Annotated in this window: 25 protein-coding genes; 10 read left to right on the top strand and 15 right to left on the bottom strand. The window is 60.8% G+C overall.

The window, feature by feature from the left end; genetic code table 11:
- The first annotated feature begins 7 nt into the window (after positions 1–7).
- Positions 8–1,669 carry an alpha-amylase family protein gene (locus C5L13_RS11435; protein WP_105383411.1) on the top strand — a complete coding sequence of 554 codons (1,662 nt, stop codon included), beginning with the start codon at positions 8–10 and terminating at the stop codon, positions 1,667–1,669.
- A gap of 7 nt (positions 1,670–1,676) precedes the next feature.
- On the opposite strand, the gene C5L13_RS11430 is transcribed toward C5L13_RS11435, so the two are convergent.
- Positions 1,677–2,639: a GlxA family transcriptional regulator gene (locus C5L13_RS11430; protein ID WP_105383568.1), complete on the bottom strand. Its 963-nt coding sequence runs from the start codon at positions 2,637–2,639 to the stop codon at positions 1,677–1,679.
- 89 nt (positions 2,640–2,728) lie between these two features.
- Between C5L13_RS11430 and C5L13_RS11425 the strand changes: the two genes are divergently transcribed.
- Entirely contained in the window at positions 2,729–3,172 is a 444-nt protein-coding gene (locus C5L13_RS11425) for a DUF488 domain-containing protein (RefSeq protein WP_105383410.1), read from the top strand.
- A gap of 69 nt (positions 3,173–3,241) precedes the next feature.
- Positions 3,242–3,838: a LysE family translocator gene (locus tag C5L13_RS11420; RefSeq protein ID WP_105383409.1), complete on the top strand. Its 597-nt coding sequence runs from the start codon at positions 3,242–3,244 to the stop codon at positions 3,836–3,838.
- Positions 3,839–3,893: 55 nt separating this feature from the next.
- Here the strand turns inward: C5L13_RS11420 and C5L13_RS11415 are convergent, their stop codons facing one another.
- Positions 3,894–4,721: an aspartyl/asparaginyl beta-hydroxylase domain-containing protein gene (locus C5L13_RS11415; RefSeq protein WP_245571218.1), complete on the bottom strand. Its 828-nt coding sequence runs from the start codon at positions 4,719–4,721 to the stop codon at positions 3,894–3,896.
- 334 nt (positions 4,722–5,055) lie between these two features.
- Here C5L13_RS11415 and C5L13_RS11410 point away from each other — a divergent pair, with 334 nt between their 5' ends.
- Both C5L13_RS11410 and C5L13_RS11405 read left to right on the top strand, forming a co-directional pair.
- Complete coding sequence (locus C5L13_RS11410; RefSeq protein ID WP_105383408.1) at positions 5,056–8,442, top strand: hybrid sensor histidine kinase/response regulator; 3,387 nt, start codon at positions 5,056–5,058, stop codon at positions 8,440–8,442.
- Positions 8,435–9,370: a response regulator transcription factor gene (locus tag C5L13_RS11405; protein ID WP_105383407.1), complete on the top strand. Its 936-nt coding sequence runs from the start codon at positions 8,435–8,437 to the stop codon at positions 9,368–9,370. The genes C5L13_RS11410 and C5L13_RS11405 overlap by 8 nt, the downstream gene beginning before the upstream one ends.
- Before the next feature lie 77 nt (positions 9,371–9,447).
- On the opposite strand, the gene C5L13_RS11400 is transcribed toward C5L13_RS11405, so the two are convergent.
- The 11 genes from C5L13_RS11400 to C5L13_RS11345 all read right to left on the bottom strand — a co-directional run bounded on the left by C5L13_RS11400 (position 9,448) and on the right by C5L13_RS11345 (position 21,091).
- On the bottom strand, positions 9,448–9,741 hold the full coding sequence (locus C5L13_RS11400; protein ID WP_105383406.1) for a hypothetical protein: 294 nt from the start codon (positions 9,739–9,741) through the stop codon (positions 9,448–9,450).
- A gap of 452 nt (positions 9,742–10,193) precedes the next feature.
- Complete coding sequence (locus tag C5L13_RS11390) at positions 10,194–11,321, bottom strand: branched-chain amino acid ABC transporter substrate-binding protein (RefSeq protein WP_105383404.1); 1,128 nt, start codon at positions 11,319–11,321, stop codon at positions 10,194–10,196.
- A gap of 139 nt (positions 11,322–11,460) precedes the next feature.
- Positions 11,461–11,814 carry a DUF6867 family protein gene (locus tag C5L13_RS11385; RefSeq protein ID WP_105383403.1) on the bottom strand — a complete coding sequence of 118 codons (354 nt, stop codon included), beginning with the start codon at positions 11,812–11,814 and terminating at the stop codon, positions 11,461–11,463.
- A gap of 39 nt (positions 11,815–11,853) precedes the next feature.
- Positions 11,854–12,582: an ABC transporter ATP-binding protein gene (locus C5L13_RS11380; RefSeq protein ID WP_105383402.1), complete on the bottom strand. Its 729-nt coding sequence runs from the start codon at positions 12,580–12,582 to the stop codon at positions 11,854–11,856.
- Positions 12,582–13,451, bottom strand: a complete 870-nt coding sequence (locus C5L13_RS11375) for an ABC transporter ATP-binding protein (RefSeq protein WP_105383401.1) — start codon at positions 13,449–13,451, stop codon at positions 12,582–12,584. Before C5L13_RS11375 ends, C5L13_RS11380 begins: the two co-directional genes overlap by 1 nt.
- Positions 13,451–14,839: a high-affinity branched-chain amino acid ABC transporter permease LivM gene (livM, locus tag C5L13_RS11370; protein ID WP_105383400.1), complete on the bottom strand. Its 1,389-nt coding sequence runs from the start codon at positions 14,837–14,839 to the stop codon at positions 13,451–13,453. The genes C5L13_RS11375 and livM overlap by 1 nt, the downstream gene beginning before the upstream one ends.
- Before the next feature lies 1 nt (position 14,840).
- Positions 14,841–15,743, bottom strand: coding sequence for a branched-chain amino acid ABC transporter permease (locus tag C5L13_RS11365; RefSeq protein ID WP_105383399.1), 903 nt, complete (start codon positions 15,741–15,743; stop codon positions 14,841–14,843).
- Between the two features lie 295 nt (positions 15,744–16,038).
- On the bottom strand, positions 16,039–16,587 hold the full coding sequence (locus C5L13_RS11360) for a sarcosine oxidase subunit gamma (protein ID WP_105383398.1): 549 nt from the start codon (positions 16,585–16,587) through the stop codon (positions 16,039–16,041).
- A gap of 9 nt (positions 16,588–16,596) precedes the next feature.
- Complete coding sequence (locus C5L13_RS11355; protein ID WP_105383397.1) at positions 16,597–19,554, bottom strand: sarcosine oxidase subunit alpha family protein; 2,958 nt, start codon at positions 19,552–19,554, stop codon at positions 16,597–16,599.
- The gene (locus C5L13_RS11350; protein ID WP_105383396.1) at positions 19,551–19,832 is read right to left on the bottom strand and encodes a sarcosine oxidase subunit delta; all 282 of its coding nucleotides are present in this window, start codon (positions 19,830–19,832) and stop codon (positions 19,551–19,553) included. The genes C5L13_RS11355 and C5L13_RS11350 overlap by 4 nt, the downstream gene beginning before the upstream one ends.
- 8 nt (positions 19,833–19,840) lie before the next feature.
- A complete protein-coding gene (locus C5L13_RS11345; protein ID WP_105383566.1) occupies positions 19,841–21,091 on the bottom strand; it encodes a sarcosine oxidase subunit beta family protein in 1,251 nt (416 codons plus the stop codon).
- 250 nt (positions 21,092–21,341) lie between these two features.
- Between C5L13_RS11345 and C5L13_RS11340 the strand changes: the two genes are divergently transcribed.
- The 3 genes from C5L13_RS11340 (at position 21,342) to sciP (ending at position 23,717) form a co-directional block, all read left to right on the top strand.
- The gene (locus C5L13_RS11340; RefSeq protein ID WP_105383565.1) at positions 21,342–22,370 is read left to right on the top strand and encodes a DUF2793 domain-containing protein; all 1,029 of its coding nucleotides are present in this window, start codon (positions 21,342–21,344) and stop codon (positions 22,368–22,370) included.
- Positions 22,371–22,492: 122 nt separating this feature from the next.
- Entirely contained in the window at positions 22,493–23,233 is a 741-nt protein-coding gene (locus tag C5L13_RS11335) for a sugar transferase (RefSeq protein WP_105383395.1), read from the top strand.
- Between the two features lie 208 nt (positions 23,234–23,441).
- Positions 23,442–23,717: a CtrA inhibitor SciP gene (gene sciP / locus C5L13_RS11330; RefSeq protein ID WP_062455190.1), complete on the top strand. Its 276-nt coding sequence runs from the start codon at positions 23,442–23,444 to the stop codon at positions 23,715–23,717.
- A gap of 62 nt (positions 23,718–23,779) precedes the next feature.
- On the opposite strand, the gene C5L13_RS11325 is transcribed toward sciP, so the two are convergent.
- On the bottom strand, positions 23,780–24,247 hold the full coding sequence (locus C5L13_RS11325; RefSeq protein ID WP_105383394.1) for a paraquat-inducible protein A: 468 nt from the start codon (positions 24,245–24,247) through the stop codon (positions 23,780–23,782).
- Between the two features lie 108 nt (positions 24,248–24,355).
- Here C5L13_RS11325 and C5L13_RS11320 point away from each other — a divergent pair, with 108 nt between their 5' ends.
- Positions 24,356–24,634 carry a GNAT family N-acetyltransferase gene (locus C5L13_RS11320; protein ID WP_105383393.1) on the top strand — a complete coding sequence of 93 codons (279 nt, stop codon included), beginning with the start codon at positions 24,356–24,358 and terminating at the stop codon, positions 24,632–24,634.
- A gap of 101 nt (positions 24,635–24,735) precedes the next feature.
- Here the strand turns inward: C5L13_RS11320 and C5L13_RS11315 are convergent, their stop codons facing one another.
- The gene (locus C5L13_RS11315) at positions 24,736–25,086 is read right to left on the bottom strand and encodes a flagellar export protein FliJ (RefSeq protein ID WP_105372996.1); all 351 of its coding nucleotides are present in this window, start codon (positions 25,084–25,086) and stop codon (positions 24,736–24,738) included.
- Positions 25,087–25,511: 425 nt separating this feature from the next.
- On the opposite strand from C5L13_RS11315, the gene ctrA reads away from it, so the two are divergent.
- On the top strand, positions 25,512–26,213 hold the full coding sequence (gene ctrA, locus C5L13_RS11310; RefSeq protein WP_105383392.1) for a response regulator transcription factor CtrA: 702 nt from the start codon (positions 25,512–25,514) through the stop codon (positions 26,211–26,213).
- Positions 26,214–26,273 lie beyond the last annotated feature (60 nt).

Raw genomic sequence — 26,273 nt, 5'->3', positions numbered from 1 at the left:
CTCGCCCGTGATCAACGACCTCTGGTACAAGAACGCCGTCATCTACTGCCTGTCCGTGGAGACCTTCATGGACGCCAATGGCGACGGGGTCGGCGATTTCGAGGGGTTGGAACGGCGCCTCGACTACCTTTCCGGCCTCGGCGTCAACGCGATTTGGCTGATGCCGTTCCAGACCTCGCCCGGGCTCGACGACGGTTACGACGTCTCCGATTACTATAACGTCGATCCCCGCTACGGCACGCTCGGCGACTTCGTCGAATTCACTCACGGCGCCAAGCAGCGCGGCATCCGGGTGCTGATCGACCTCGTCGTCAACCACACGTCGGACCAGCATCCCTGGTTCAAGGAGGCACGAAGCAATCCGGACTCCCCATACCGCGACTGGTACATCTGGTCGGACAAAAAGCCGGCCAACGCCGATGAGGGCATGGTCTTTCCCGGCGTGCAGGAATCGACCTGGACCTACGACGAGAAAGCCAAACAGTATTATTTCCACCGCTTCTACCATTTCCAGCCGGACCTCAACACGTCCAATCCGATGGTGCAGGCGGAGATCCTCAAGATCATGGGCTTCTGGATCCAGTTGGGTGTCTCCGGCTTCCGGGTGGATGCCGTCCCCTTCGTGATCGCCCAGAAGGGAGCGGAGGTGAAGCGGCCGCGGCCGCAATACGAAATGCTGCGCGGCTTCCGCGAATTCCTTCAATGGCGGCTCGGGGATTCGATTTTCCTGGCGGAAGCGAATGTCGTGCCGAAGACCAATCTCCAGTATTTCGGCCACGACAGCGACCGAATGCAGATGATGTTCAACTTCCATGTCAACCAGGCGCTCTTTTACGCCATGGCGAGTTCCGACACCCGACCGCTCGCAAAGGCGCTGGACGCGACGCGTGAAAAGCCTTCCACCGCGCAATGGGGCATCTTCCTGCGCAACCATGACGAACTTGATCTGGGCCGGCTGACGGAAACGCAGCGGGAAAAAGTCTTCGAGGAATTCGGGCCTGACAAGGACATGCAGCTTTATCATCGCGGCATCAGGCGGCGGCTGGCACCGATGCTGGAGGGCGACCGCCGCCGGCTTGAACTCGCCTATAGTCTGATGTTCTCCCTTCCCGCCACGCCGGTCATTCGCTACGGCGATGAGATCGGCATGGGAGACGACCTCAGCCTGCCCGAGCGCAACTGCGCCCGCACGCCCATGCAATGGTCCCCCGAACCGCATGGCGGCTTCACCAAAAGCGACAAACCGATATTGCCTGTCATCAATGATGGCCCTTTCGGATATTCCTACGTCAACGTCGCCGATCAAAAGCGAGAAGCCGAGTCCATGCTCAATTGGACCGAGCGGCTGATCCGCATGCGCAAGGAGACGCCGGAAATCGGCTGGGGCGAATGCACGGTAGTGGATACCGGCGACGACGGCGTGCTGGCCCTGCGTTTCGACTGGCGCAACAATTCGGTTCTGACCGTGCACAACCTGCTGTCGAGGCCTGCAGAAGTTAACTTCGATGCCGGCGTCGGTGAGGAAGGGCATCTGCTGATCGACATCGCCGATGGTGGCAACAGCCGGGCCGGCAAGAACGGTCGCCACCGTCTTCTGCTCGAAGCCTATGACTACCGCTGGTTCCGGTTGGGCGGGCTGGACTATCTGCTGAAGCGGGAGGAGATTTAACGCGCGGTCACTCGACCATCCGCAGTTCCCGCACCCCGCGGCCGAGCTTTTGGCGCAGCAGCGCCCGAAGCGTTACGCCGTCAGCGTAACCCACCAGCGGAGCGATCTCGTCCGGGGTCTTGCCGCTGGTTTTCAGGAGATGCACGGCGCGTTCGACACGCAGGTCCTGAAAATAGGAGAGCGGGGTTTTGCCGAGCACCTGCCCCAGGCGCCGGGCGAGCGTGCGCTTGCTGGCACCGACGGCATCGGCCGCATGGTCGAGCGAGAACCCCTCGGATAGGCGGCCGCGAGCCCAGCGCTCGAATTTTTCCACCAAGGGATCGGCATGCGCCAGATGGTCGGAAATGACATAGGCCGATTGCGCCGGCCGGCTGTCGACGATCAGATAGCGCGCGACGAGACCCGCAAGCTCGGGGCTCGCCTGCCGCACCAGCCAGAGCGCCATGTCGAGATGACCGAGCGCGGCACCTGCCGTGACGAGCGGACCGGATTTCACAAGCATGCTTCCGTCTTCGAGCCCCACGGCGGGGTAACGCTGGCGAAAGAGCGGCGCAAGCCACCAGGTGGTCGTCGCCTTCTGTCCGTCCAGCAACCCGGATTCGGCAAGCACGAAAGTACCGATGCAGGCAGCGGCGATGTTCGCGCCACCGCCCCTCGCCTGCCGGAGCGCCACGATGGCATCCCGAACGTCCGGCCGCTCCAGCGCGGGCAGCAGCAGATCCGGCACCTTGTAACCGAGCGCGGGCACAACGAGCCATCCGCCTTCGGCCGGACGGACCCCACCGGAAAGCGGCACGGAGAAACCCTGCGCGGTCAGAACCTTCTTCCGCATGCCGACGACGGAGAGTTCGAACGGCGGCGCGTTCAGCGACAGCATCGCGGCGAGTTCGTTGGCGGTCGTAAAGACGTCGAGGATCGCGGAAAGCCCCGTGTCGAAAACACCGTCCAGCGCGAGCACCTGCAGCTTCATGGCAAGATCCATATCCAAAATGTCAATATTGACAATAGCAGGTGCTACCGCATTCCGCCATGATGACGCAGAGGAACGAGGATACCGGCATGAGCATCGACGTCACCACGATCGGTTTCACCAAGACGACGGCCGAGGATTTCTTCGGCCGGATCAAGTCCGCAGGGGTGAAAAGAATGATCGACGTGCGGCTTCACAACACCTCGCAACTCGCAGGCTTTGCCAAGTCCGATGACCTCGCCTTTTTCCTGAAGACGGTCTGCGGCGCGGCCTACATACACCAGCCCCAGCTCGCGCCGACCGAGGAGATCATGACCGCCTTCAAGAAAAAGAAGGGTGGCTGGAACATCTTCCAGAATGATTTCATCAACTTGATGGCGGAACGTAAAGTGGAAAGTCACTTGAAGCCGGATGAATTCGACGGCTCCTGCCTCCTCTGTTCGGAGGATAAGCCGCATCACTGCCACCGACGGCTCGTCTGCGACTACCTGAACGGCAAATGGGGCGGCAGGCTGAGCGTCCGGCACCTCTGAACCCAACCATTCGCAGCTACATTTTTGAGCGCGCCGGGAGCCCGCCTCCCCACGAAGGAGCATTTTGCAATGACCTACGAGACCATGCTCGCGATCGGACTTTTTTCGCTTGTCGGCTCGGTGACGCCGGGACCCAGCAATTTCATGCTGCTCGCCTCCGGCACGAATTTCGGCTTCTGGCGAACGGTACCACAGATCCTCGGCATCACCATCGGCTTTTCGTCGGTATTGCTGGCGGTCGGTTTCGGGCTTGGAACCATGATCATCACTTATCCGCCGCTCGGCCTGGCGCTGAAGATTGCGGGCGGTACTTACCTGCTTTATCTCGCCTGGCGGATCGGGATGTCGCGGACCGTCGCGAACGGCGATACTGATGCCGCCCGGCCGCTGACCTTTCTGGAATCCGCCGCCTTCCAATGGGTGAACCCGAAGGCCTGGATCGCGTCGCTGACCGCCATGGCGGCCTATGCGAATGTGGACAACCCGTTCCTGTCGGTGATGCTGATCACGCTCGTCATCGCCATCGTCAACCTGCCGGCGGTGTCGATCTGGGCGGGCTTCGGTGTGATGCTGCGGCGCTTCCTGTCCGATCCTGCCAAACTCAAATGGTTCAACATCGCGATGGGACTGCTGCTCGTCGCTACGCTTTGGCCGCTGATGCGCTAGACAGTGGCGCCGCACAGGCTGGATGCGGCACCACCTGACGTTCACACGGCTCCGGTCATTCCTTCACCTCGGGGCGATTGCGCCAGGCTTCGGCCTGGGCGTAGAACTTCTTTTCCCATTCCTTGTGGTTATCCAGGCCTTCCTTGATGAAGGGCGTGAAGATCGCCATGTGCATCAGCAGCCAGTTCACCAGCCGCGCCGGGAATCTCAACGGCTTCACAAAGTCCACGAAGAGCACCACCCGCGTCTTGTCCGTATGGTTCCAGGCCTCGTGTTCATAGGCGTCGTCGAAGATCAGGGCCTTGCCCTCTTCCCAATGGCAGATCTGATCCTTGACGCGGATCGCAAGCTTGTCGCGCGGTTCCGGCACGATCAGGCCGAGATGCAGCCGCAGGACGCCATTGTAGGGGCCGCGATGAGGCGGCAGGTGCTTGCCCGGCTCGAAGATCGAGAACATCACGGTCGTGAGGCCCGGGATCTTCTGCATCGCCTTCCAGGTTTCGGGGCAGGCCTGGATGTTCTGCTCGGATTTGACGCCGAAGCCGAGCAGGAAGAACGTCTTCCAGCCTCTGTCGGTGGAGATCGTCTTCACGTCGGTGGAAATGTCCTGAAAGGTCGGCAACTCGTCCTTGCGGACGAGGATCCGGTCAAGCTCGGCGCGGATCGCCGGCGCTGCCTTTTCGATCTCTGCCGCCCAGGGAAATGTAGCATTGTCATAAACCGGCGGATTGCCGAGTTTCGCATATCTGAAGTTCAATCGCTCCGCCCAGGCGACGATCGACATGAAGAAACGGGTGACCGGGCTCGGACGCTCCATCGGCGCGATGCCGGTGGTGCCGAAACTCTGTTCTGGTTCAGGGATGGTGGGGGATGACGGTTTCACGGAAATGCGCCTGACAATATGGTTGATGTGAAGCGTTAAAGGCACTTGCCGCCATACCTTTTCCGCCTGGGTTAGCGTTTCTTGACATGGGATGTCATGTTCCAGCTTGCAAGCGTCTGTGTCGCAGTTGTGGCGGCGTGGAACATTATTGCTACGGCTGCGGCAGAAGGTTCCGGTCGGCCAGCCCTGAACGAACGATGTCTCACCCGTCCGAGCCGGCCAGTCGAAGCCGAAACTATGCTTCGCAACTGCGAAAGCGTACTTGCAAAACATTGCGCCACAGCCGAAAGTGCCTAATAGACAGTCTTCTCTCTCAAGGTGCTAGAAATTAGGCATGGCAGCGCGGCAACGCATCATCCCGGTCCGGCGGGAATACAATCGTTGGGTCGCCAACCAGACGCTGGAAGACTACGCGCTGCGGTTTACCGCCAAAAGCGCCCGCCGCTTTTCCTCCAGCCGTATTTCGCAAACGGCAATCGGGGCGATTTCCTTTCTGGCGCTGGAAGCGATCGGCGGAGCCATCACCCTTTCCTACGGCACCACGAACGCCTTCTTTGCGATCGTCGCAGCCGCGATTGCCATGCTCCTCATCGGCCTGCCGATCAGCCGCTATGCGATCCGCCACGGAGTGGACATCGACCTTCTGACCCGCGGCGCAAGTTTTGGTTATATCGGTTCGACGATCACCTCGCTGATCTATGCGAGTTTCACATTCATGCTGTTTGCGATCGAAGCCTCGATCATGACCGGGGCGCTCGATCTCGCCTTCGGCATCCCGCCCTGGATCGGCTATATGATCAGCGCCGCGGTAGTAATCCCGCTGGTCATCTACGGCGTGCAGCTGATCTCCCGTTTTCAGCTGGTGACCCAACCCTTCTGGATCGTGCTGAACGTCCTGCCTTTCGTCTTCATCGCCTTCCTCGACTGGGAAAAGTTCGACCTCTGGCGCGCCTTTGCGGGCATCAATCATTCAAATGCCGAGGTTGGTGGCGCAGCGCCCTTCGACCTCCTCGAGTTCGGAGCGGCCTCGGCCGTCATCCTCGCGCTGATGCCGCAGATCGGCGAGCAGGTCGACTTCCTCCGCTTCCTGCCCTCGGAAGGCGTGCGAAAATGGCGCCATCGGCTCGCTGTATTTCTTGCCGGCTCCGGCTGGGTGGTCGTCGGGGTGCCTAAACTTCTGGCGGGTTCCTTCCTGGCCGTCCTGACGCTCTCGACGGGCGTGCCGATCAGCGAGGCTGCCGATCCCGCGCATATGTATCTCGCGGCCTTCGGTTACATGATCCCGAACGAAACGGCGGCGCTGCTTCTGATGGCGGCCTTCGTGGTTGTCTCGCAGCTCAAGATCAACGTGATGAACGCCTATGCGGGCTCGCTTGCGTGGTCGAACTTCTTCTCGCGGCTGACCCACAGCCATCCGGGCCGCGTCGTCTGGCTTGTCTTCAACGTGCTGATCGCGTTGCTGCTGATGGAGCTCGGCATCTACCGGTTGCTGGAAGCCACCCTCGGCGTCTTCTCGATCATCGCCATGGCCTGGCTCTGCACCATTTCGGCGGATCTCTTCATCAACAAGCCGCTTGGCCTGGCACCTCCCGGCATCGAGTTCAAGCGCGCCCATCTCTATGACGTCAATCCCGTCGGCCTCGGCGCGATGTTCGGTTCCGCCGGCGTGGCGCTGGCCGCCCATTTCGGCCTGTTCGGCGCGTTGATGGCCTCCCTCGCCACCTATGTAACGCTCATCGCATTCGTCATCTCTCCGGCAATCGCCTTCGCCACCCGCGGCAAATTCTACCTCGCGAGAAAACCGCGCCAGAGCTGGAAAACCCTGGGCTCGATCACCTGCTCCATATGCGAGCATCCGTTCGAGCACGAGGACATGGCCTGGTGTCCGGCCTATGCGGCACCGATCTGCTCGCTCTGCTGTTCGCTCGACAGCCGCTGCCACGACATGTGCAAGCCGCGCGCCCGGCTCAATACCCAGGTCGGCACCGTCGCCCGCACGGTCCTGCCGGAAAGCGTCATCGCCCGTCTCACCACCCGCCTCGGGCGTTATGCGACGACAGCGGTTTTGTCGGTCTCCGCGATCGGTGCGCTTCTCGGGATGATCGCCCATCAGGTGGGCCGGGCCGCACCCGCCAATGCCGAAGTCATCTATGGAACGGTGATGATCGTCTTCTTCGTTTTCGCCATCATTGCCGGCATCGTCTCCTGGTTCTACGTGCTCGCCCATGACAGCCGGGTGGTGGCCGAGGAGGAGTCCTCCCGCCAGAATACGCTGCTCCTGAAGGAAATCGCCGCCCACAAGAAGACGGACGCGGCACTGCAGGACGCAAAGGAAACGGCCGAGGCCGCCAACCGCGCCAAGAGCCGCTATGTCGTCGGCCTCTCCCACGAATTGCGCACGCCGCTCAACGCCGTGCTGGGGTATGCCCAGATCCTCGAGCGGGACGAAACCATCCCCCCGCCCCGGCAATCGGCGATCAAGGTCATCAAGCGCTCCGCCGACCATCTTTCCGGCCTGATCGATGGCCTTCTGGATATATCCAAGATCGAGGCCGGCCGGCTGCAGGTCTATTCCAACGAGATCAATATCCAGGATTTTCTGGATCAGATCGTCGAGATGTTCGGGCTGCAGGCACAGGCCAAGGGCCTGGAATTCGAGCACGAGCGCGCGCGGTCCCTGCCGCAATATGTGCGCACCGACGAAAAGCGGCTGAGGCAGATCCTCGTCAACCTGCTTTCCAATGCGATCAAGTTCACCGACGAAGGCAAGGTGAGATTCGAGGTCGCCTACCGCAGCCAGGTCGCGACCTTTACCGTTTCCGATACCGGCCGCGGCATTGCCGAAAAGGATCTCTCCCGCATCTACGAGCCCTTCCAGCGCGGCGAGGCCGAAAGCATCCGCCCCATGCCGGGGCTCGGCCTCGGCCTCACCATCACCCAGCTCCTCACCAACACGTTGGGCGGCGAGATCGCCGTCGCCAGCACCAAGGGGGAAGGATCGATCTTCAAGGTGCGGCTGATGCTGTCGGCGGTCGAGCGGCCCAACACGGCGCCCGCCGCCGAAAAGAAGATCGTTTCCTATACCGGCCCGCGACGCACCATCATGGTCGTCGACGACAACGAGGACCATCGCGACCTGATGCGCGAACTGCTCGTGCCGATGGATTTCGTGGTGCTGACGGCCAATAGCGGGCCGGATTGCCTGACGCTGATCGAGGGCGTGACGCCCGACCTCTTCCTGGTCGACATCTCCATGCCGGGCATGAGCGGCTGGCAGCTCGTCGGGCGGCTCCGCGAGATCGGCCAGACGACTCCGATCGTCATGCTCTCGGCCAATATCGGCGACAGTTCCGGCGCAAGCTCCGGCGACGAAGGCCACAATGACGCGATTGCCAAGCCCGTCGATATCCGCCGCCTCGCAGACAAGCTCGCCGCCCATCTCGGCCTCGTCTGGGTCTATGAGAGCGATGCTCCGGTTGCTGTTCCCGTGAGCCCCAGGAAGCCGATCAAAAGTCCGGGGACGAGCCACGTCGAGGACCTTTTGCGGCTGGGCGAAATCGGCTACGTCCGCGGTATCGAAGCAAAGCTCGCCGATCTCGCCAAACAGGAGGAACACAAGCCCTTCACGGAAGAACTCGGTACCTATGTGCAGGCCTTCGATCTTGCCGGCTACATGAATTTCCTGACCCGTATCGAGCCAGAAAGGACGAGTGATGGCTGAGACTGCCCTGCCGCGCGACATCGTTCTTCTGGTGGACGACAGCCCCGAAGCGCTCGGCTTCCTCACGGAGGCGCTGGAAAAGTCGGGCTTCTCGGTGCTGATCGCCACATCCGGTCAGGCAGCGCTGAACATTGTCGAGCGCATTACGCCGGACCTCATCCTGCTCGATGCGGTGATGCCGGGCATGGACGGTTTCGAGACCTGCCGCAGGCTCAAGATCAACGGCGCGGTGGCGCAGGTGCCCGTCATTTTCATGACCGGGCTGACGGAGACCGAGCATGTGGTCAATGCGCTCGATTCCGGCGGCGTGGATTATCTGACGAAGCCGATCAACATCGACGAGCTGCGCGCCCGTATTCGCGTGCATCTCTCCAATGCCCGTTCAGCCCAGAGCGCCCGCGTGGCGCTCGATGCCGCCGGCCGGCACCTGCTCGCCGTCAAGGCCAATGGCGCGATCCACTGGTCGACGCCGCAGGCGACGCGGCTGATCAATGCCGCGACCGGCAGCGACGACGGGCTCGACATCGTCGCCCAGCGGATCAGCGCCTGGATGGCCGAGCGCGACAGGCCGGGCTTTGCGCGGGAGGCCGCCTTTTCATTGACCGAGGATAGCCAGGCGAGCCTGCACTTCTCCTTCCTAGGCGCGATCGGCGCCGACGAACATCTCTTCCGTCTGACAGCCACCAACAAGCGCCCCGACGACGAGGTGCTGCGCCGGCACTTCCCGTTGACCCAGCGGGAATCGGAAGTGCTGCTGTGGATCGCCAAGGGCAAGTCGAACCGGGATATCGGCGATATTCTCGGTCTTTCGTCCCGCACCGTGAACAAGCATCTGGAACAGATCTATGTGAAGCTCGGTGTCGAGAACCGTGCGTCGGCGGCGGTCAAGGCGGCACATGCACTGCATGGTGAGGAACGGTCAACGTAGCCGAGAAACGATCCGGCGAACCGTTTCGAGCCACAAGCAAGCTCCTTTGCATGGCGGCGACAGACGCTTTGCTGCAGTCAGGCTTTTTTAAAAAACTTGTTAATGACCAGACCTACGACGATCTGAACAACAAGCCCGGAAATACCGCCGCCGACGAGTTGACCGGCGAGCGCTGCAAAATCAACGCCTCCGGCCGCCGCGCCGCCGCCTCCAAGAAGCGAGCCTAGGATTGAACCACCGCCAACTCCTCCGACCGCGCCGGTTATCATATTTCCGATCTGACCGAGATCGGCATCCTTCAGAATTTTCCCACCTGCGGTCCCGCCAACGGCACCGCCGATGATCTGGGCAATAATGGCACTTAGATCCATAACATTACCTCTCCTGGACTTGGACTACCTGGGGTCGGGACCTGTTAAATTCATCCAATCTGCGAGACGGATTTTGTGCCTGGCTAGGGGGAAGATGCCGGAAATGCTCCCACATCTTCAAATTTTCCAGACGCAGTCCCGGCACGAAACCCGTCTCGCCCTCGGGTTAGGCTGCATGGGCCACCTGATCAGAAACAATGCTCGACAAGGCTTAAATGCTCTAGAAGGCGTAAAAGCCTTGCACTTGTGTCCTTCCATCCAATTCCATGCAGCCGACAGATTGGATGAATTTGACAGGTCCTGACCCTAGATCAAATAATGGAGATTTCCAAGTCCGGAACTCACCTGTCGGTTTAGTGGAACCCCGGCGTGCCGCCTATAAGTGCTCCAAAACGCAAAGAAGCCCGGCTTTTGGCCGGGCTCCTTCTATAATACGGCTTGGCCGATAACAGCTAGCTGCCCTGCGGGAAGTAGCTGTACTTGCCGTCCGGACCCTTCTTCCACTCATACATGACGTAGCCGGGAAGCTTCGGGTCGCCCTTGGCGTCGAAGGCCATATCGCCGAGAACGGTCTTGAACGGACCCTTTTCGTGCAGCGTCTTGGCAACGGCTTCAGCGTCGTCGGCCGAACCGGTCGCCTTGATGCCTTCAGCGATGACCTGAACGGCAGCGTAGGAGTACAGCGTGTAGGCTTCCGGATTGAAGCCGGCAGCCTTGAACTTGGCAACCAGGTCCTTGTTTTCCGGGCGCAGCGTCGGATCCGGGCCGAAGGTGTTCAGCGTGCCTTCGACGGCGTCGCCGGCGATGGAGGCGAGTTCGTTCGAGACGATACCGTCACCCGAAACGAGCGTTGCCTTCAGGCCCTGGTCCTTGGCCTGGCGGATGATCAGGCCGGCTTCGGTGTGGAGGCCGCCCCAGTAGATGATCGAAACGCCGGCTTCCTTCATCTTGGAGATGAGGGCCGAGAAGTCCTTGTCGCCGACATTGACGCCTTCGCGGACGACTTCCTTGACGCCCTTGGCGTTCATCGCCTTCTTGGTTTCTTCGGCAAGGCCCTGGCCGTAAGGCGTCTTGTCGTCGATGATGGCGATCTTGGCAGTCTTGAATTTGTCGGCGAGGTAAGCGCCGGCAACGCCGCCCTGCTGGTCGTCACGGCCGCAGGTACGGAAGACGTTCCACAGGCCACGCTCGGTGAAGACCGGGTTGGTTGCAGCCGGGGTGATTTCCAGCATGCCGTTTTCGGCATAGACTTCCTTGGAAGCCGGGATGGATACACCCGAGTTGAAGTGGCCGACCACGTACTTCACGCCGTCAGAAGCAAACTTGTTGGCAACCGAAATGCCCTGCTTCGGGTCCGACACGTCGTCGCCGAGGACGATCTTGATCTTTTCGCCCTTGATGCCGCCGGCCGCATTGATGTCGGCTGCTGCCTGTTCGGCACCCTTCTGGAGCTGCGCACCGAAGGCGGCGTTCGGGCCCGTGAGCGGACCGCCGACGCCAATAATGATGTCGGCCCATGCGCTACCGCTGAAGGCGACCATGGCCGTCAGCGCAACCGCAGAAAGAAGAGACTTCTTCATCGAGTTACTCCCAATTTTTTAGGTGAGCTGGTTTTTCGAAACCGGGCGCAATACCCACCATCACTGCGCCGGAATTGTTCCACTCTAGGTTACTTATTGCTTCAACCCGAACTAATCTGAGGACAGAAAAGTGCGGCTGTCAATCTTTCTTCTTCCAGGAGAAAGCCGAAGTCGGCTCGTAGAGCCAATAGTAATTCTGCACCATCTGTCGCGTCCGGCGAATGCGAAATCCGGCACTCGAAAAGACCAGCAGGATGACCACGTCGAGGATGTAGTAGAAGGCGCTGATAAACGGCCCCTGGAACAGCGCGAAATGCAGAAAACGCATCACCACGCCGAGCAGTAGCGTATAGACCAACACCGTCAGATAGTTGTTCCAGCCCTCGGCCGCAGCCTTCCCCGCCCTCCAGGCGGTCCAGAAGCCGATGACCAGCACGAGGAAACGCAAGAGGTACCGCACTCCGGTATCGCTTTCGAAAAACAGTCCCTGCATCTTAAATTCCTCCGGCCGTCGAAATCACAACCCTTGCGATCAATGCCGTCCACCTTCGAGATAAGCGGCGCGCACTTCCGGATTGGCGAGAAGCTCCTTGCCGGAACCGCTCATCGTCACCTTGCCGTTGACCATCACATAGGCACGGTCGGAGAGTTTGAGCGCCGCGAACGCGTTCTGCTCGACGAGGAAGACGGTCAGTCCCTCCTCCTGGTTCAGCTTCTTGATCGCCTCGAAAATGCCCTTGACGATCAGCGGCGCCAGGCCGAGCGACGGCTCGTCGAGCAGGAGCAGCTTCGGCCGTGCCATCAGCGCACGTCCGATCGACAACATCTGCTGTTCGCCGCCCGAAAGCGTACCGCCACGCTGCATCTGGCGTTCCTTGAGGCGCGGGAAGAGCGTGAAGATCTTCTCGACGTCCTCGTTGAAATATTTGAGGTTGTCGAGGCCGGCCCCCATCTGGAGGTTCTCGTAGACGGTCATGCGCGGAAAGATGCGCCGGCCCTCTGGAGACTGGGCGATGCGGCGGCGCGCGATCAGGTGCGTCGGCAGGCGGGTAATATCCTCGCCGTCGAAGATGACCTGTCCGCTGCGAGCCTGCGGGCTACCGCAGATCGTCATCATCAGCGTCGATTTGCCGGCGCCGTTGGCGCCGATCAGGCTGACGATCTCGCCCTTGTTGACGTCGACATCGACGCCTGCAAGCGCGCGGATATTGCCGTAATAGGTTTCGACAGCCTGGACTTTCAGAAGGGACTCAGCCGCCATCAGCGCGTGCCCCCATCGAGTTCTTCCGCAATCACTTCTTCCACCTCGTCATCCTCGACGCCGAGATAAGCGGCGATCACTCGTGGGTCGTTCTTCACATGGTCCGGCGAACCGTCGGAGATCTTCTGGCCGTATTCGAGCACCACCACGTGGTCGGAAATCTCCATGACCACCGACATGTCGTGCTCGATCAGCAGGATCGACACGCCCTCGCCCCGGATCATATGCAGCAGCGCGTTGAGGGCTGCCGATTCGCGGGGGTTGAGGCCGGCCGCCGGTTCGTCGAGGCACAGCAGTTCCGGATTGGTGCACATCGCGCGCGCGATTTCCAGGCGCCGCTGGGCGCCGTAGGGGAGATCCCCGGCGGGGTCATCGGCGCGATCGGTCAGATCGGCCTTGTCGAGCCAGTATTTCGCCTTCTCGATCGAGGCGTCGACGGCCTTTCGATAAGCCGGTAGGCCGAGCAGACCGAGGATCGTATAGCCCGACGCCTTCATCAGCGCGTTGTGCTGCGCGACGAGCAGGTTTTCGAGAACCGTCAGACCAGAGAACAGTCGAATGTTCTGGAAGGTACGGGCAACGCCGGCCAGCTTGGTGATCTCGAAGTCGCGCAGGCGTTCCAGCAGGTACTCCTTGCCGTCCTTGCGCTGCAGCGTCAGCATGCCCATGGTCGGCTTGTAGAAGCCGGTGATGCAGTTGAACACCGTGGTCTTGCCGGCGCCGTTGGGGCCGATCAGCGCGGTGATCTCGCCGCGCCGTGCCTCCAGCGACAGATCGTTGATGGCCATCAGGCCGCCGAACTTCATCGACAGGTGCTCAACCTTGAGGATCGTATCGTTCGTCATAGTCGTCGTCGTTCCGAGAGCCATCAGCCGTGACCCTCCTTGGTAAAGCTTCCTGAGACGGCTCTGCGCTCCTTGAGGAAGGCGGTCGGTTCTCGCGATCCGACGAAGCCGCGCGGCTTGAACAGCATGACGATGATCATCGCCAGGCCGAACAGCAGCATGCGATAGAGTTCAGGCGTAAAGTCAGGCCCGAACACGACCTTGAGGAAGGACATTTCGCGCAACACCTCGGTGCCGCCCACCATCACCACCGCGGCGATCGCGATACCGGTGAGCGAACCCATGCCGCCGAGAACGACGATCGCCAGAATGACGGCCGATTCCAGGAAGACGAAGCTTTCCGGCGACACGAAGCCCTGGCGGGTGGCGAAGAACGAGCCTGCGAAGCCGCCGAACATCGCGCCGGTCGCAAAGGCGGTCAGCTTGGTGGTGACGGTATTGATGCCGAGCGAGCGGCAGGCGATCTCGTCCTCACGCAACGCCTCCCAGGCCCGGCCGATCGGCATGCGCCGAAGCCGGATGGTGACATAGGCGGTCAGCATGCAGAGCGCCAGGATCACATAGAACAGGAAGACCTTGTAGTAGACCGAGGATGCCGACAGGCCCCACGCCTTGACGAAATTGTTCGTCGTGCCGGCATCGAAGGACCAGATGCCGAAGAACGACGCCTTGGCAATGCCCGAGATACCGAAGGTTCCCTTGGTCACATCCGTCCAGTTGATCAGCACCAGGCGAATGATTTCCCCGAAGGCGAGCGTCACGATGGCGAGATAGTCGCCCCTCAACCGCAGCACCGGGAACCCGAGGATGATGCCCCACAGCGCGGCCAGAATGCCCGACATCGGTAGCAGCAGCCAGAAGGAAAAGCCGAAATAGGAGGATAGCAGCGCGTAGGAATAGGCGCCGACCGCATAGAAGGCGACATACCCGAGATCGAGCAGGCCGGCGAGGCCGACGACGATATTCAGGCCCCAGGCGAGCATCACGTAGATGAGGATCTGGATGCCGAAGTTGTCGACATATTTCAGCGATCCCTGCTTGCCGACGATCAGCAGCGACAGGAAGGGATAGACCAGCAGAAAGACCAGCGCGATCTTCAGGAAATGCCGGTGGAAGAAGCTCTTCTGCTCGGAGATTTCGAGAACGCCGCTCTTCGCCTTGGCGAGCTTGCGCCGATCGATATGCGGCTTGATGAAGCCGACGCTGAGGAAACGGCTGACCGCGGCGACCAGCACGAAGATGGCCAGAAGCCCCCAGCGCGTACGCCATACCAGCGCATTATTGATGTCCTGATAGGTCTCGATGCCGACGAACAGCAGGAACATGAGGAAGGCGACGACGCCCGCGAACACGCCTTCCCGCACGGCCTTGGCAAGCACGTTCGGATGACCGGTTTCGGTGGAAGCTGTCATGTTACACCTTCTCCACTTCCGGCCGGCCGAGAATGCCGGTCGGCTTGAAGATCAGCACGAAAGCGAGGATCGCAAACGTGGCGACATCTTTGTAGGCGATGGAGAAATAGGCCGACCACAGCGATTCGATGAGGCCGATCAGCAGCCCGCCGAGAACCGCGCCGGGCAATGACCCGATACCGCCGAGAACTGCCGCGGTGAACGCCTTGACGCCCGGGATGAAGCCGTCGTTGAACGAGGCGACACCATAATACATCAGGTACATGGCACCGGCGACGGCCGCGAGCGCCGCACCCATGATGAAGGTGATCGAGATCGTCCGGTCGACGTCGACGCCGAGTAGCGCCGCCATCTTGCGGTCCTGTTCGGTCGCCCGTTGCGCTCGCCCGAGCGGGGTCTTGTTGACGATGTACCAGAAGGCGAACAGCAGCACCGCCGTGATGATGACGATGAGGATCTGCTTCAGCGAGATCGTGATACCGCCGATCTGGAAAACGTCGGTCACCAGCGGCGGGATCGGCTTATTGCGCGGCCCCTGCGTCACCTGGATGAAGTTCGACAGAACGATCGACATGCCGATCGCCGTGATCAGCGGCGCAAGCCGGAACGAACCGCGCAGCGGCCGGTAGGCGACCCGCTCGATCGTCCAGTTCCACAACCCCGTCATCAGCATGCCGACGACGAGCATCAGCAGCAGAAGCAACGCCACCGGAATGCCGGCGAAGAAGGAAGTGAGGATCAGGAAGACGATGAGGGCAGCAAAGCCACCGAGCATGAAAATGTCGCCATGGGCGAAGTTGATCATGCCGATGATGCCATAAACCATCGTATAGCCGATTGCCACAAGGCCATAGATAGATCCAAGAGTCAGCCCGTTTATGAGCTGCTGGATAAAATACTCCATATACTTTCCCCCGGATGCGATCTTCGGACGGCCGCATCTCTTGTATTACGCCCCTTGCGGGTTCTTACGTTCTTGACCGCATTCCATACCGGTTTCGCATGAAATGTGAAGACAAAAAGCCGTCAATCGGCCAAAAACGCGGCACTTCTCAACAATCTGGCGAAGCAAAGATCAAAAATTCCAAAAAACCGGCAGGTTCTGTCAAAAAATTAGCCACGCAACGGCATTTTCAGCAATTTAACGTCGCGACAGCATTAACCTTAAGGTCGGAATTCGCTTCTTCCGGTCAGGGGTTTCAGTCTGCGAAGCCCCGCGTCAGCGCATGCGCCCTGCCTGCCTCCATAAGTTCGTCGAATACCGAGCCGGCAAAGGAGCGCGGGACGAGCAGCTCGAAGGCGTTGGGACCGGTGCGGGCGACGTTCGCCGCCACATGGCAGCACATCATCGCCGCTGAATGTCCCTCGCCGAATGTATCCGGATGCAGATCCACGGCCAGGCATTTGGAAAGGATCGATCGGACGCTCGGCCCGGAAATCGCCATCAGGACAAATCCGTCGCTCTGGTCGACGAACGACGCTCCGGGAATAGCTGTCAGAAATTCGGCCACGCTGCCCGCCCCCGCCGTCTGTGAGACGGCCAGAAATTCGGAGGGATTGCAGTAGCGCGATGCGATATCGTCCGCCTTGCGCAAGGCTTCAGCTACGGCCGCCTCGTACCCGGCATGGGCAAGCACGGAGAAAATCACTGGCCGGCGAATGACGCTCAGATGGTTCGGGTTGGCGTTGGTCTCGAAACCGGAGATATGGTCTTCGAGCACGTGCCGGTGGAGAAGGTTGATCGGCATCGGCGGCCCTCAGAGATGCAGTTTGGCGTTTTGCGGATCGATGAAGACCGGCGGACAGACTTCCGCCAGAACCTCGGCGCCTCGCAGTCCGTCCCAGACCATGATCCGCTCGCCGAACCGCTCCCGGCCGGATTTCAGCATGGCGAGCGCGACGAAATGGCCGAGCGTCGGAGAAAAGCAGGCGGAAGAGACGAAACCCTGATCGTTGGCGAGCGAGGGTTTTGCCTGCTCCTTCAAGAGATGCGCCCCTGCTTTGATCTCCTTCTCCGCCTCCACCGGCTTCAGCCCGACGAGCTGCAGCCGGTCGGCTGCCGTCAGCCCGAAACGGGTGGAAAGGCGCTTGCCGATAAAATCCGGCTTCTGCATCGCCATCAGCCGCCCGAGCCCGACATCGTCGGCGGTCGTGCGGCCTTCGAGCTCAGCGTGCGTGACATGCCCCTTCTCGATCCGCAGCACGTTCATTGCCTCGACGCCATAGGCACAGACGCCTTCTTCGCGACCGGCTTCCATGATGGCGTCGGCAACTGCCTCGCCGTAGCCCGCTGGCACGGCCAGCTCATACGCCAGTTCACCCGAGAAGGAGATGCGGAACAGCCGCGCCCGCAAACCGCCACGCAGCGTCACCTCGCCGGCCGCGAGGAAAGGAAAAGCGGCATCGGAAATATCGTCCTGGACGATACGGCTCATGACGATGCGCGCCTTGGGGCCCGCGACCGACATCTGCGCCCACTGATTGGTGGAGGAAACGAAGCGCACATCGAGTTCCGGCCAGAAGGTCTGCGCGGCAAATTCGAGATGGGAAAGGACCTCGGCCGCATAGGCAGTCGTGGTGGTCATGACATGGTGATGATCGGAAAGCCGGCTGGTGGTGCCGTCGTCGAAAACCACGCCGTCTTCGCGCAGCATCAGACCATAGCGCGCCTTGCCGACCGGCAACTTCAGGAAGCTGTTCGAATAGACGCGGTCAAGGAACTCGGCAGCACCTCTCCCGAAAATCTCGATCTTGCCGAGCGTAGAGATATCGCAGAGGCCGGCATTTTCCCGGACGTTCAGCACCTCGCGGTCGACGCTCTCGCGCCAGGTCTTTTCGCCTTCTCGCGTAAACCAGGCGGAGCGGTCCCAGAGACCGGATTCCACGAATGTGGCGCCATTTTTCTTCGCCCAGCCATGCAGCGGCGACGTGCGGACGGGGGCCGCGTGTTCGGCACGGGCGGTGCCGGCCAGGGCGCCGAAGGAAACCGGCGCATAGAAAGGCCGGAAGGTGGTGGTGCCGATCTCGGCAGGCGACACGCCGCGCATGCCGGCGACGATGCCGGCCGTGTTGACATTGCCGAGCTTGCCCTGGTCGGTCGCCATGCCGGCGGTCGTATAGCGCTTTGTGTGCTCGATATGGCCGAAGCCTTCGCGCTGGGCCAGCCCGAGATCAGCGACATGCACGTCGTTCTGGAAATCCACGAAGGCCTTGTCCTTCGCGCCCGGAACATACCAGAGCGGCGCAAAGGAGGAATCGTATTCACCCTCGACCTCAGGCACGTCAAGATGCCCGACCAGCCTGCCCAATGCTTCGAGTGCGGCATGCGCCTTGGCCGCGCCGTCCTTGAGGCAATCGCCGAGCGACGAATGGCCGGAAGCGGATCCGGCAGCCACAAAGGCGGCTCCGACATCCGGCGCCAGAAATGCCTGCCTATCCTCCGACCAGACGGGCTTGGCACCCCGCTGGCACATCAGATGCACGATCGGCGACCAGCCCCCCGACATCGCCAGCGCATCGCAACCGATCACTTCCTCAAAGCCGGAGCGTTCGAAGATCAGCCCGTCGATCCGGTGCCTGCCGCTGGTCGCGATCACCGATCCGCCGCGGATGACGCGCACGCTCTGAGGCACAGGGTCTGAGGATTGCGCCCGAGTATCGATGATGGCGGTAACATCCACGCCGCTTCCGACAAGGTCGGCGGCTGTGCGATAGCCCGAACCGCCGTTGGTGAAGACAGCCACCTTGCCGCCCACGGCAACCCCATACCGGTTGAGATAAGTTCGAACGGCGCCGGCCGTCATCACGCCGGGCTTGTCGTTGCCGCCGAAGACCAGCGGTCGCTCCTCGGCGCCCGACGCAAGGATCGCGCGCTTCGCCACAATGCGCCAGAGCCGCTCGGCGGGCAAATCCGGCGAGGGCGAGGCCAGGTGTTTCTGCACCCGCTCCACGGCGCCGAACACCATGTCGTCATACCAGCCGAAAACCGTCGTCCGCGGCATCAGCGTGACATTCGGCAGCGTGGCCAGCTCCTCGACAACGCCCGCGGCGAAATCCGGTGCTCGCATCCCGCCGATCACGGCGTTTTCCGACAGCAGCGATCCGCCGAACCTGAACCCCTCGTCCGCCAGGATGACGCGCGCACCGGCACGGCCGGCGGCAAGTGCCGCCATCAGTCCGGCAGGCCCTGCCCCGATCACGAGCAGATCGCAATGCGCCCAGCTTTTTTCGTAGCGGTCCGGATCCGCCTGCATCACGATCCTGCCGAGCCCGGCGGCGCGGCGGATCAGCGGCTCGTAGAGCTTTTCCCAAAAGAGCGCCGGCCACATGAAGGTCTTGTAGTAGAAGCCGGCACCGAGAAACGGCGACAAGCAATCGTTGATCGACGCGACATCGTGTTTCAGCGACGGCCAGCGGTTCTGGCTTGTCGCGACGAGGCCGTTGTAGAGTTCCGCGACGGTGGCGCGGACATTGGGCTCGCTGCGAACACCGGTCCCGATGGTCATCAATGCATTGGGCTCAGCCGATCCCGCCGTGACCACCCCGCGCGGACGATGGTACTTGAAACTGCGGGCCATCAGCATCTGATCGTTCGCAAGCAGCGCGGAGGCCAGCGTATCGCCCTCCAAGCCCTTGAAGGCTCGGCCATCGAACGTGAAGGAGAGCGATTGGGCGCGGTTGATCTCACCACCCAAACCGAGACGGTAGGAGGTCATTCCACGACCCTCGCCCGCTCGAAATCACTCGCATCCATCACGCCGAAAACCTCATGGGTGAAGTTGTCGCGATCGACCACCAGCCATCTCCGGCAGCCGGCCACATGGTGCCAGTATTCCAGAATGCGGCCCTTCGGATTGTCGCGGATATAGACATAGCGGTGCCAGACCTCGTCTTTTGCCGCCGGCGACGGGCGCTTTGGCGCGGCCGCACCCCGGATCGAAAATTCTTCCTTGGGTCTGGTGCCGCAATGCGGGCAGGTGATCAGGCTTGCCATGGGATGTCTCAGTGAAGGTTCGGTTGCGGGCCTTTGCCGGCCTCGTCGATCATATAGCCACGCTCGAACCGGTCGAGCCGCATGAAGCGCGAGACATGGTGGGTCTCGTTCTTGGCAATCAGGTGTGCGAAACAGAAACCGGAGGCCGGCGTCGCCTTGAAGCCGCCGTAACACCAACCGCAGTTGAGGTAGAGATTGTCGATAGGCGTACGGTCGATGATCGGCGAACCGTCCATCGACATGTCCATCACGCCGCCCCAGCTGCGGAGCACCTTGGCGCGCGACAGACCGGGGATCAGCGACACCCCCTCCTCCATCGTGTGCTCGACGGTCTGCAGGTTGCCGCGCTGCGCATAGGAGGAGTAAAAATCGATCTCGGCACCGAAGACCAGCCCGCCCTTGTCCGACTGCGATATATAGAAGTGTCCGGCGCCATAGGTGATGACGTGATCGATCACCGGCTTCAGCCCCTCCGACACGAAGGCCTGCAGCACATGGGTCTCGATCGGCAGATCGAGATCGGCCATGCGCCCGACCGTCGTCGTGTTGCCGGCCGCCGCCAGCGCCAACCTGTTGCAGCCGATAAAGCCTTTCGTTGTTTCAACGCCGACGACGAGGCCGTTTTCGCGGCGGATGCCGGTCACCTCGCAGTGCTGGATGATATCGACGCCCCTCTGGTCGGCACCGCGCGCATAACCCCACGCGACGGCGTCATGCCGCACCGTGCCGGCGCGCTTCTGGTAGAGGCCGCCGAGGATCGGAAAGCGCGCGTGATCGAAGTTGAGATAGGGCATCATCTTGCGCACCTGCTCCCGATCGAGCAGTTCCGCATCGACGCCGTGCATGCGCATGCCGTTGCCGCGACGGGCATAGTCGTCGCGCTGCCCGTCGGAATGGAAAAGGTTGACGATGCCGCGTTGCGAGACCATCGCATTGTAGTTGAAATCCCGTTCCAGCCCTTCCCAGAGCTTCAGCGAGAATTCGTAGAACGGGTTGTTGCCTTCGAGCAGATAATTCGAGCGGATGATCGTCGTGTTGCGCCCGACATTCCCCGAGCCGATATAGCCCTTCTCGATGACGGCGACATTGGTGATGCCGAATTCCTTGGCGAGATTGTAGGCGGTCGAAAGGCCGTGCCCGCCGCCGCCGACGATGATCACGTCATAATGCGGTTTCGGCTGCGGCTCCCGCCAGGCCGGCTGCCACAGCCGGTTGCCCGAAAGCGCCTGCTTCAAGATCGATAATGCCGAATAACGCATGAGTCGTCCCGTCGATTGCGGCCCAACATTCGCATATTCGTGAGAAGGAACAAGCGCAACGGGGACATTCGAGAGTTGCATATCAATGATACCGATCGGCACGGCGACCGTTGCTTTTCAGGCACGGCCGCGCGTCCGGCGGGCAAAACCCGCAATCGAGATCGAGCCTTATCAAGACCTTGCGCCAATCCGCCTCCCCGGCCTTCCTCCAAGGCTTAGACTCCGTTCCGACCGAAAAACGGAGAAGACCATGGCCGATACGACCGCGAACCTGGAAATGCCCTTCATCCTGCCTTCGCAGGCGCAGAAACACGTCACCCACAATGAAGCGCTGCTGAAACTGGACGCGCTTGTGCATCTGACGATCGCCGCGGAACAGGCGGTGCCGCCCGGTTCCCCGACAGAAGGGGACTGCTATCTTGTCGCCGCCGCACCAACCGGCGCCTGGATCGGCAGGCAGACGCAGATCGCATCCTGGCAGGATGGTTACTGGGCTTTCTCCCAACCGAAAACCGGATGGCGTGCATGGTTCGCATCGATCTCGAGGCTGAAGGTCTTCACCGACACCAATTGGCAGGACATTCCCCTGCCGACAAGCGGCAGTCTGGAGCAACTCGGCGTCGGCGCGGTCCCGGACAATACGAACCGGCTCGCCATCTCCTCCCCGGCAAGCCTGTTCAACCACGCGGGCTCCGGCCATCAGATCAAGATCAACAAGGCGGCGGCGGCCGATACCGCCTCTCTGCTCTTCCAGACCAATTGGGTCGGCCGCGCCGAAATGGGTCTTGCCGGCAATGACGGTTTCTCGGTGAAGGTCAGCGACGGCATCACCTGGAATACCGGCCTCGTCATTTCGGCCGCCGGGCACGTCGCGCGGCCAAACCAGCCTGCTGCCCGTGCCCACCGTACCGGCACCAGCTTCTCTCCCTCTGCCGGGCAACAGAGCGGATTTACGACTTTGGCGCTGGCCCAGGGCGGCATGGCACTCGGCGCGTCAACATCCGGCGGCGGCAATCGTGTCCAGGTGCCTGCCGCAGGCCTTTACCTGCTCTCAGTTAACATCGCCGTGCTGACATCGTCAGGCCATACGACCAGTCTGATGCTCAACGGTTCGCAGACGCTTATTTTCATTGCTGGTGTGGCCGGCGGAGCACAAATGCAGTCTGCCTGTGGAATTTTTTTCCTCTCGGCAGGCGATTATATCACTCTCGGGCATGCCGGGACGGCACAACTTGAGCTCGGACCCGGAAAAACTGAGTTATTTTTGATAATGCTTTAATACCGCAATGCGGTAAAGATTCTATTCATCATTAACCAGATCTTAACTTGGCTGATGACTCGCGCAGGAAGGTGTAATATTAGGGAACATCAGTAACCGGCAGGGGGCTGCAGGGGTTTAGTATGCGGGTGACGGGGTTGAGCGTTTCTGATCTGCATGAGGAGACTGCCTACGTGGCGGTGAATGACCGCGATGTGGGGCGGCGGGCGGCGGACATTGCGCTTTCCTCGCCCCCTGATGGACAGAATGCCGGCCTGCGATCCCAATTGGCAGTCAAGCGCGGGCTCGACATTGCCGTCTCGCTGACAGCCCTCATCACGCTTCTGCCGCTCATGCTGGTGGTGGCGCTCCTGATCCGGCTTGACAGCCCGGGTCCGGCGCTTTTCACCCAGGTCCGCTGGGGCAAGGACCGGCGCAGGATCAACGTCTACAAGTTCCGTTCGATGCGCACCGATCTCGGCGACGCGACGGGCGTTGCCCAGACGGTCAGGGACGATCCCCGCATCACCCGGATCGGCGCGGTCATCCGCAAGACCAATATCGATGAGCTGCCGCAGCTCCTCAACGTCCTGAAAGGCGATATGTCGCTGGTCGGTCCACGCTGCCACGCAGTCGGCATGTTGGCGGCCGGCATTCCCTACGAGGAACTGGTTCCGGCCTACCACCGCCGTCATCTGGTCAAGCCCGGCATGACCGGTTTGGCACAGATGCGCGGCCTTCGCGGACCCACGGACCGCTCGGGAAAAGCCCGCGCCCGCATCGCCTGCGATCTTCATTACATCGATAATTTTTCGCTGCTGCTCGACCTGCGCATCATCTTCGGCACCATCCTCGCCGAGATCCGCGGCGGCAAAGGATTTTGATTTTATTTGCTTTTTCGCCCGCAAAGGGATCGATGAAGCACACGGTATCCGTTCCTTTTCGGCAATCCGGCAGATCCAACCGAGCCGGCAAATGCACGTCAGGATGACCTTTTGGCGTCTAGGAACAAATGCGCTGGGTTGTTTAGTCAAATGTTAAAACTGGGGCGCTAGGCTCTCCGACGTGGTCTTGTGTTGTGTAGAGAGTCCAATGACCGAAATGATCCGTCCCCGAGTGAAATATGTCATCGGCCCCGATGGCAGCCCCCTTACGATTGCGGACCTTCCGCCGGCCAATACGCGCCGCTGGGTGATCCGCCGCAAGGCTGAGGTTGTCGCGGCAGTTCGCGGTGGCCTGTTGAGCTTGGAAGAAGCCTGCGAACGTTACACCCTGACTGTCGAGGAATTTTTGTCCTGGCAGGCTTCCATCAATGATCACGGCTTGGCCGGCCTGCGGACGACACGCATCCAGCAATACCGCCACTAGCGCGAATTCGCTTTTCCGCGCCGAAAAACAGGGTGCCGCTGCAAGAGATGCAACGGCACTTTTCAGTTTGTGCGATGCGGGGCGCTATTTTTGCCGGTTCCTGCCATCGAGGGCAGCAGCCCGGCAATGACGGCGGAAGCCGCGTAGAACCAAAGGCCGGGTTGAGAAACCGCCGTTGCCACACCACTGCTTTTCGCCGCGAACACGACGATCGCCACCAGCATCACATCCATCATAGACCACTTGGAGAGATGCGGCATCGCGCGGCGGAAAAGCCCGGCCTCCCCCGCCCGGCCCGAAAGCTGAACCGCAAGGCCGATCAGCTTGACGATCGGGAAAACGATCGAAAACAAACCGACCACCAGAAAAAGAGCGATATCCCCTTCCCGAAAAAGCGCCGTCACCAGGTCGATCAGCGAAGGTGCTTCGCTGAAGAAGTAGAGCTTGTCGAAACGGATGATCGGCAGGAAAAGGCCGAGCGCCAGAAAGCTCGCCGCCAGGACAAGAAGAAGCAACCGCAGCCAAATCATCCCATGCTCCGGTTGACGGTGCGTCTCCCCTTTGGGACGCGAACCGCTGTTTCCCTCTCATCTCCTCCGTATTACATCATGCACTAGCAGGAAAAAACGGAGTCCAGCATGAATATCGCACATGAGGAAGCACGGTCAGGCGGACGTTACATCGCCGAACTCGAGGGTCACTACGCCGAAATGAGCTATTCCCGTGCCTCTCCCGAACTGATCATCATCGATCACACCGGTGTACCCGACGAATTGCGAGGCAAGGGCGTCGGCCAAGCCCTGGCGCTGCATGCCGTTGAAGAGGCACGCAAGGGCGGATGGAAAATCATTCCGCTCTGCCCGTTTTTCAAGAGCCAGGTGGAGCGCCACCCGGATTGGCAGGACATCCTGCGATAGGTCCCCGCGGGGCTGTTTCACAAGACACTCACAAACGGAAATGGGGCGCAGGCGCCAAGGCGCCGCCCCGTATTAAGTTCCGCAATGGGACGCCCGGCTGATCAGGCCCGGGCGCGCATCCCGCCGTCACGCTCTTCAAGCGCCGAGGCCTTGGCGAGTTCGGCTTCCGCCTCCTCGAGCGCCAGTTCGGCAGCCTCCTGCTGGACCTTCAACTCGCGAATCGAAACCTGAAGATTGTCTGCCCGCTGGCGGGCGGCCTTCGCGAAGGTTGGATAGGCGAAGTGATTCGGGTCGGCGATCCCGGATTTTTTCTCCTCGACTGTGATCTGATGCTCGAGCTCTTTAGACATCCGCTCGAATTCGGCCATCATCATCTGCAACTGCTGCAGCTGGCGACGTTTTTCGTTGACCTGAAATCCTTTCAGGCGAACCAGACTGTCACGCGACTTCATACGCAATACTCCGTGGATAGCGAGACCCAGGCCCGTGTATCCGCTCTGTTACACTCCGGACCAAAAAATTTCCGCGGCGTTAATAAATTCGCCGCCGCGTTAACCTTTCGTTTACGGGCATCATTAATGATAATCCCGATCGTTTAAGGGTCGGTAAATGCCAAGGCCTGATTTGGCCGCGACGATGTGAGAGTCGTATGAATCACTTAGCGGAATTTCCTCATCCGCTGATTCAACTTTGGTGATGGCCAATCCGTAAGGGAAAACAGGCTGCTACTAATTTTGCTTAACGAATTGATGTACCTTGCCATAGGGAATCATAATTTGTTAACCATTTAGTGGCAGCTTCCAAATCAGGCTCAGTCTGGATCCGTAACGAGTAAGGGGGCAATCAGGTACCTTACGCGGCGGTAAAGGGGAAAAATATGCGGGTTCTACTCATCGAAGATGACAGCGCGACTGCCCAGAGCATCGAGCTGATGCTTAAATCAGAAAGCTTCAATGTATACACCACCGATCTCGGTGAAGAGGGTGTCGATCTCGGCAAGCTCTACGACTACGACATCATCCTTCTCGACCTGAACCTCCCCGACATGTCGGGTTACGAAGTGCTCCGCACTTTGAGGCTTTCCAAGGTCAAGACCCCGATCCTGATCCTGTCCGGCATGGCCGGCATCGAGGACAAGGTCCGCGGGCTGGGCTTCGGCGCCGACGACTACATGACCAAGCCGTTCCACAAGGACGAACTGGTCGCTCGCATCCACGCCATCGTCCGCCGCTCGAAGGGCCACGCCCAGTCGATCATCGTCACCGGCGAACTGATCGTGAACCTCGACGCCAAGACCGTCGAAGTCGGCGGCCAGCGTGTCCACCTGACGGGTAAGGAATACCAGATGCTGGAGCTGCTTTCGCTCCGCAAGGGTACCACCCTCACCAAGGAAATGTTCCTGAACCACCTTTACGGCGGCATGGACGAGCCGGAACTGAAGATCATCGACGTCTTCATCTGCAAGCTGCGCAAGAAGCTCGCCAATGCCGCCGGCGGCGCCAACTACATCGAAACCGTCTGGGGCCGCGGCTATGTGCTGCGCGAGCCTGATAGCAACGAATACGCCGAAACCGCCTGATAGACTGACCTTCCCCTTTTTAAAAAGCCCGCCGGCCCGTCCGGCGGGCTTTTTGTTGCC

Source organism: Neorhizobium alkalisoli, assembly GCF_002968635.1.
GTDB classification, from domain to species: domain Bacteria; phylum Pseudomonadota; class Alphaproteobacteria; order Rhizobiales; family Rhizobiaceae; genus Neorhizobium; species Neorhizobium alkalisoli.
Note: the sequence above shows the minus strand (reverse complement) of the source record. Positions and strands in the feature narration are given on the sequence as shown.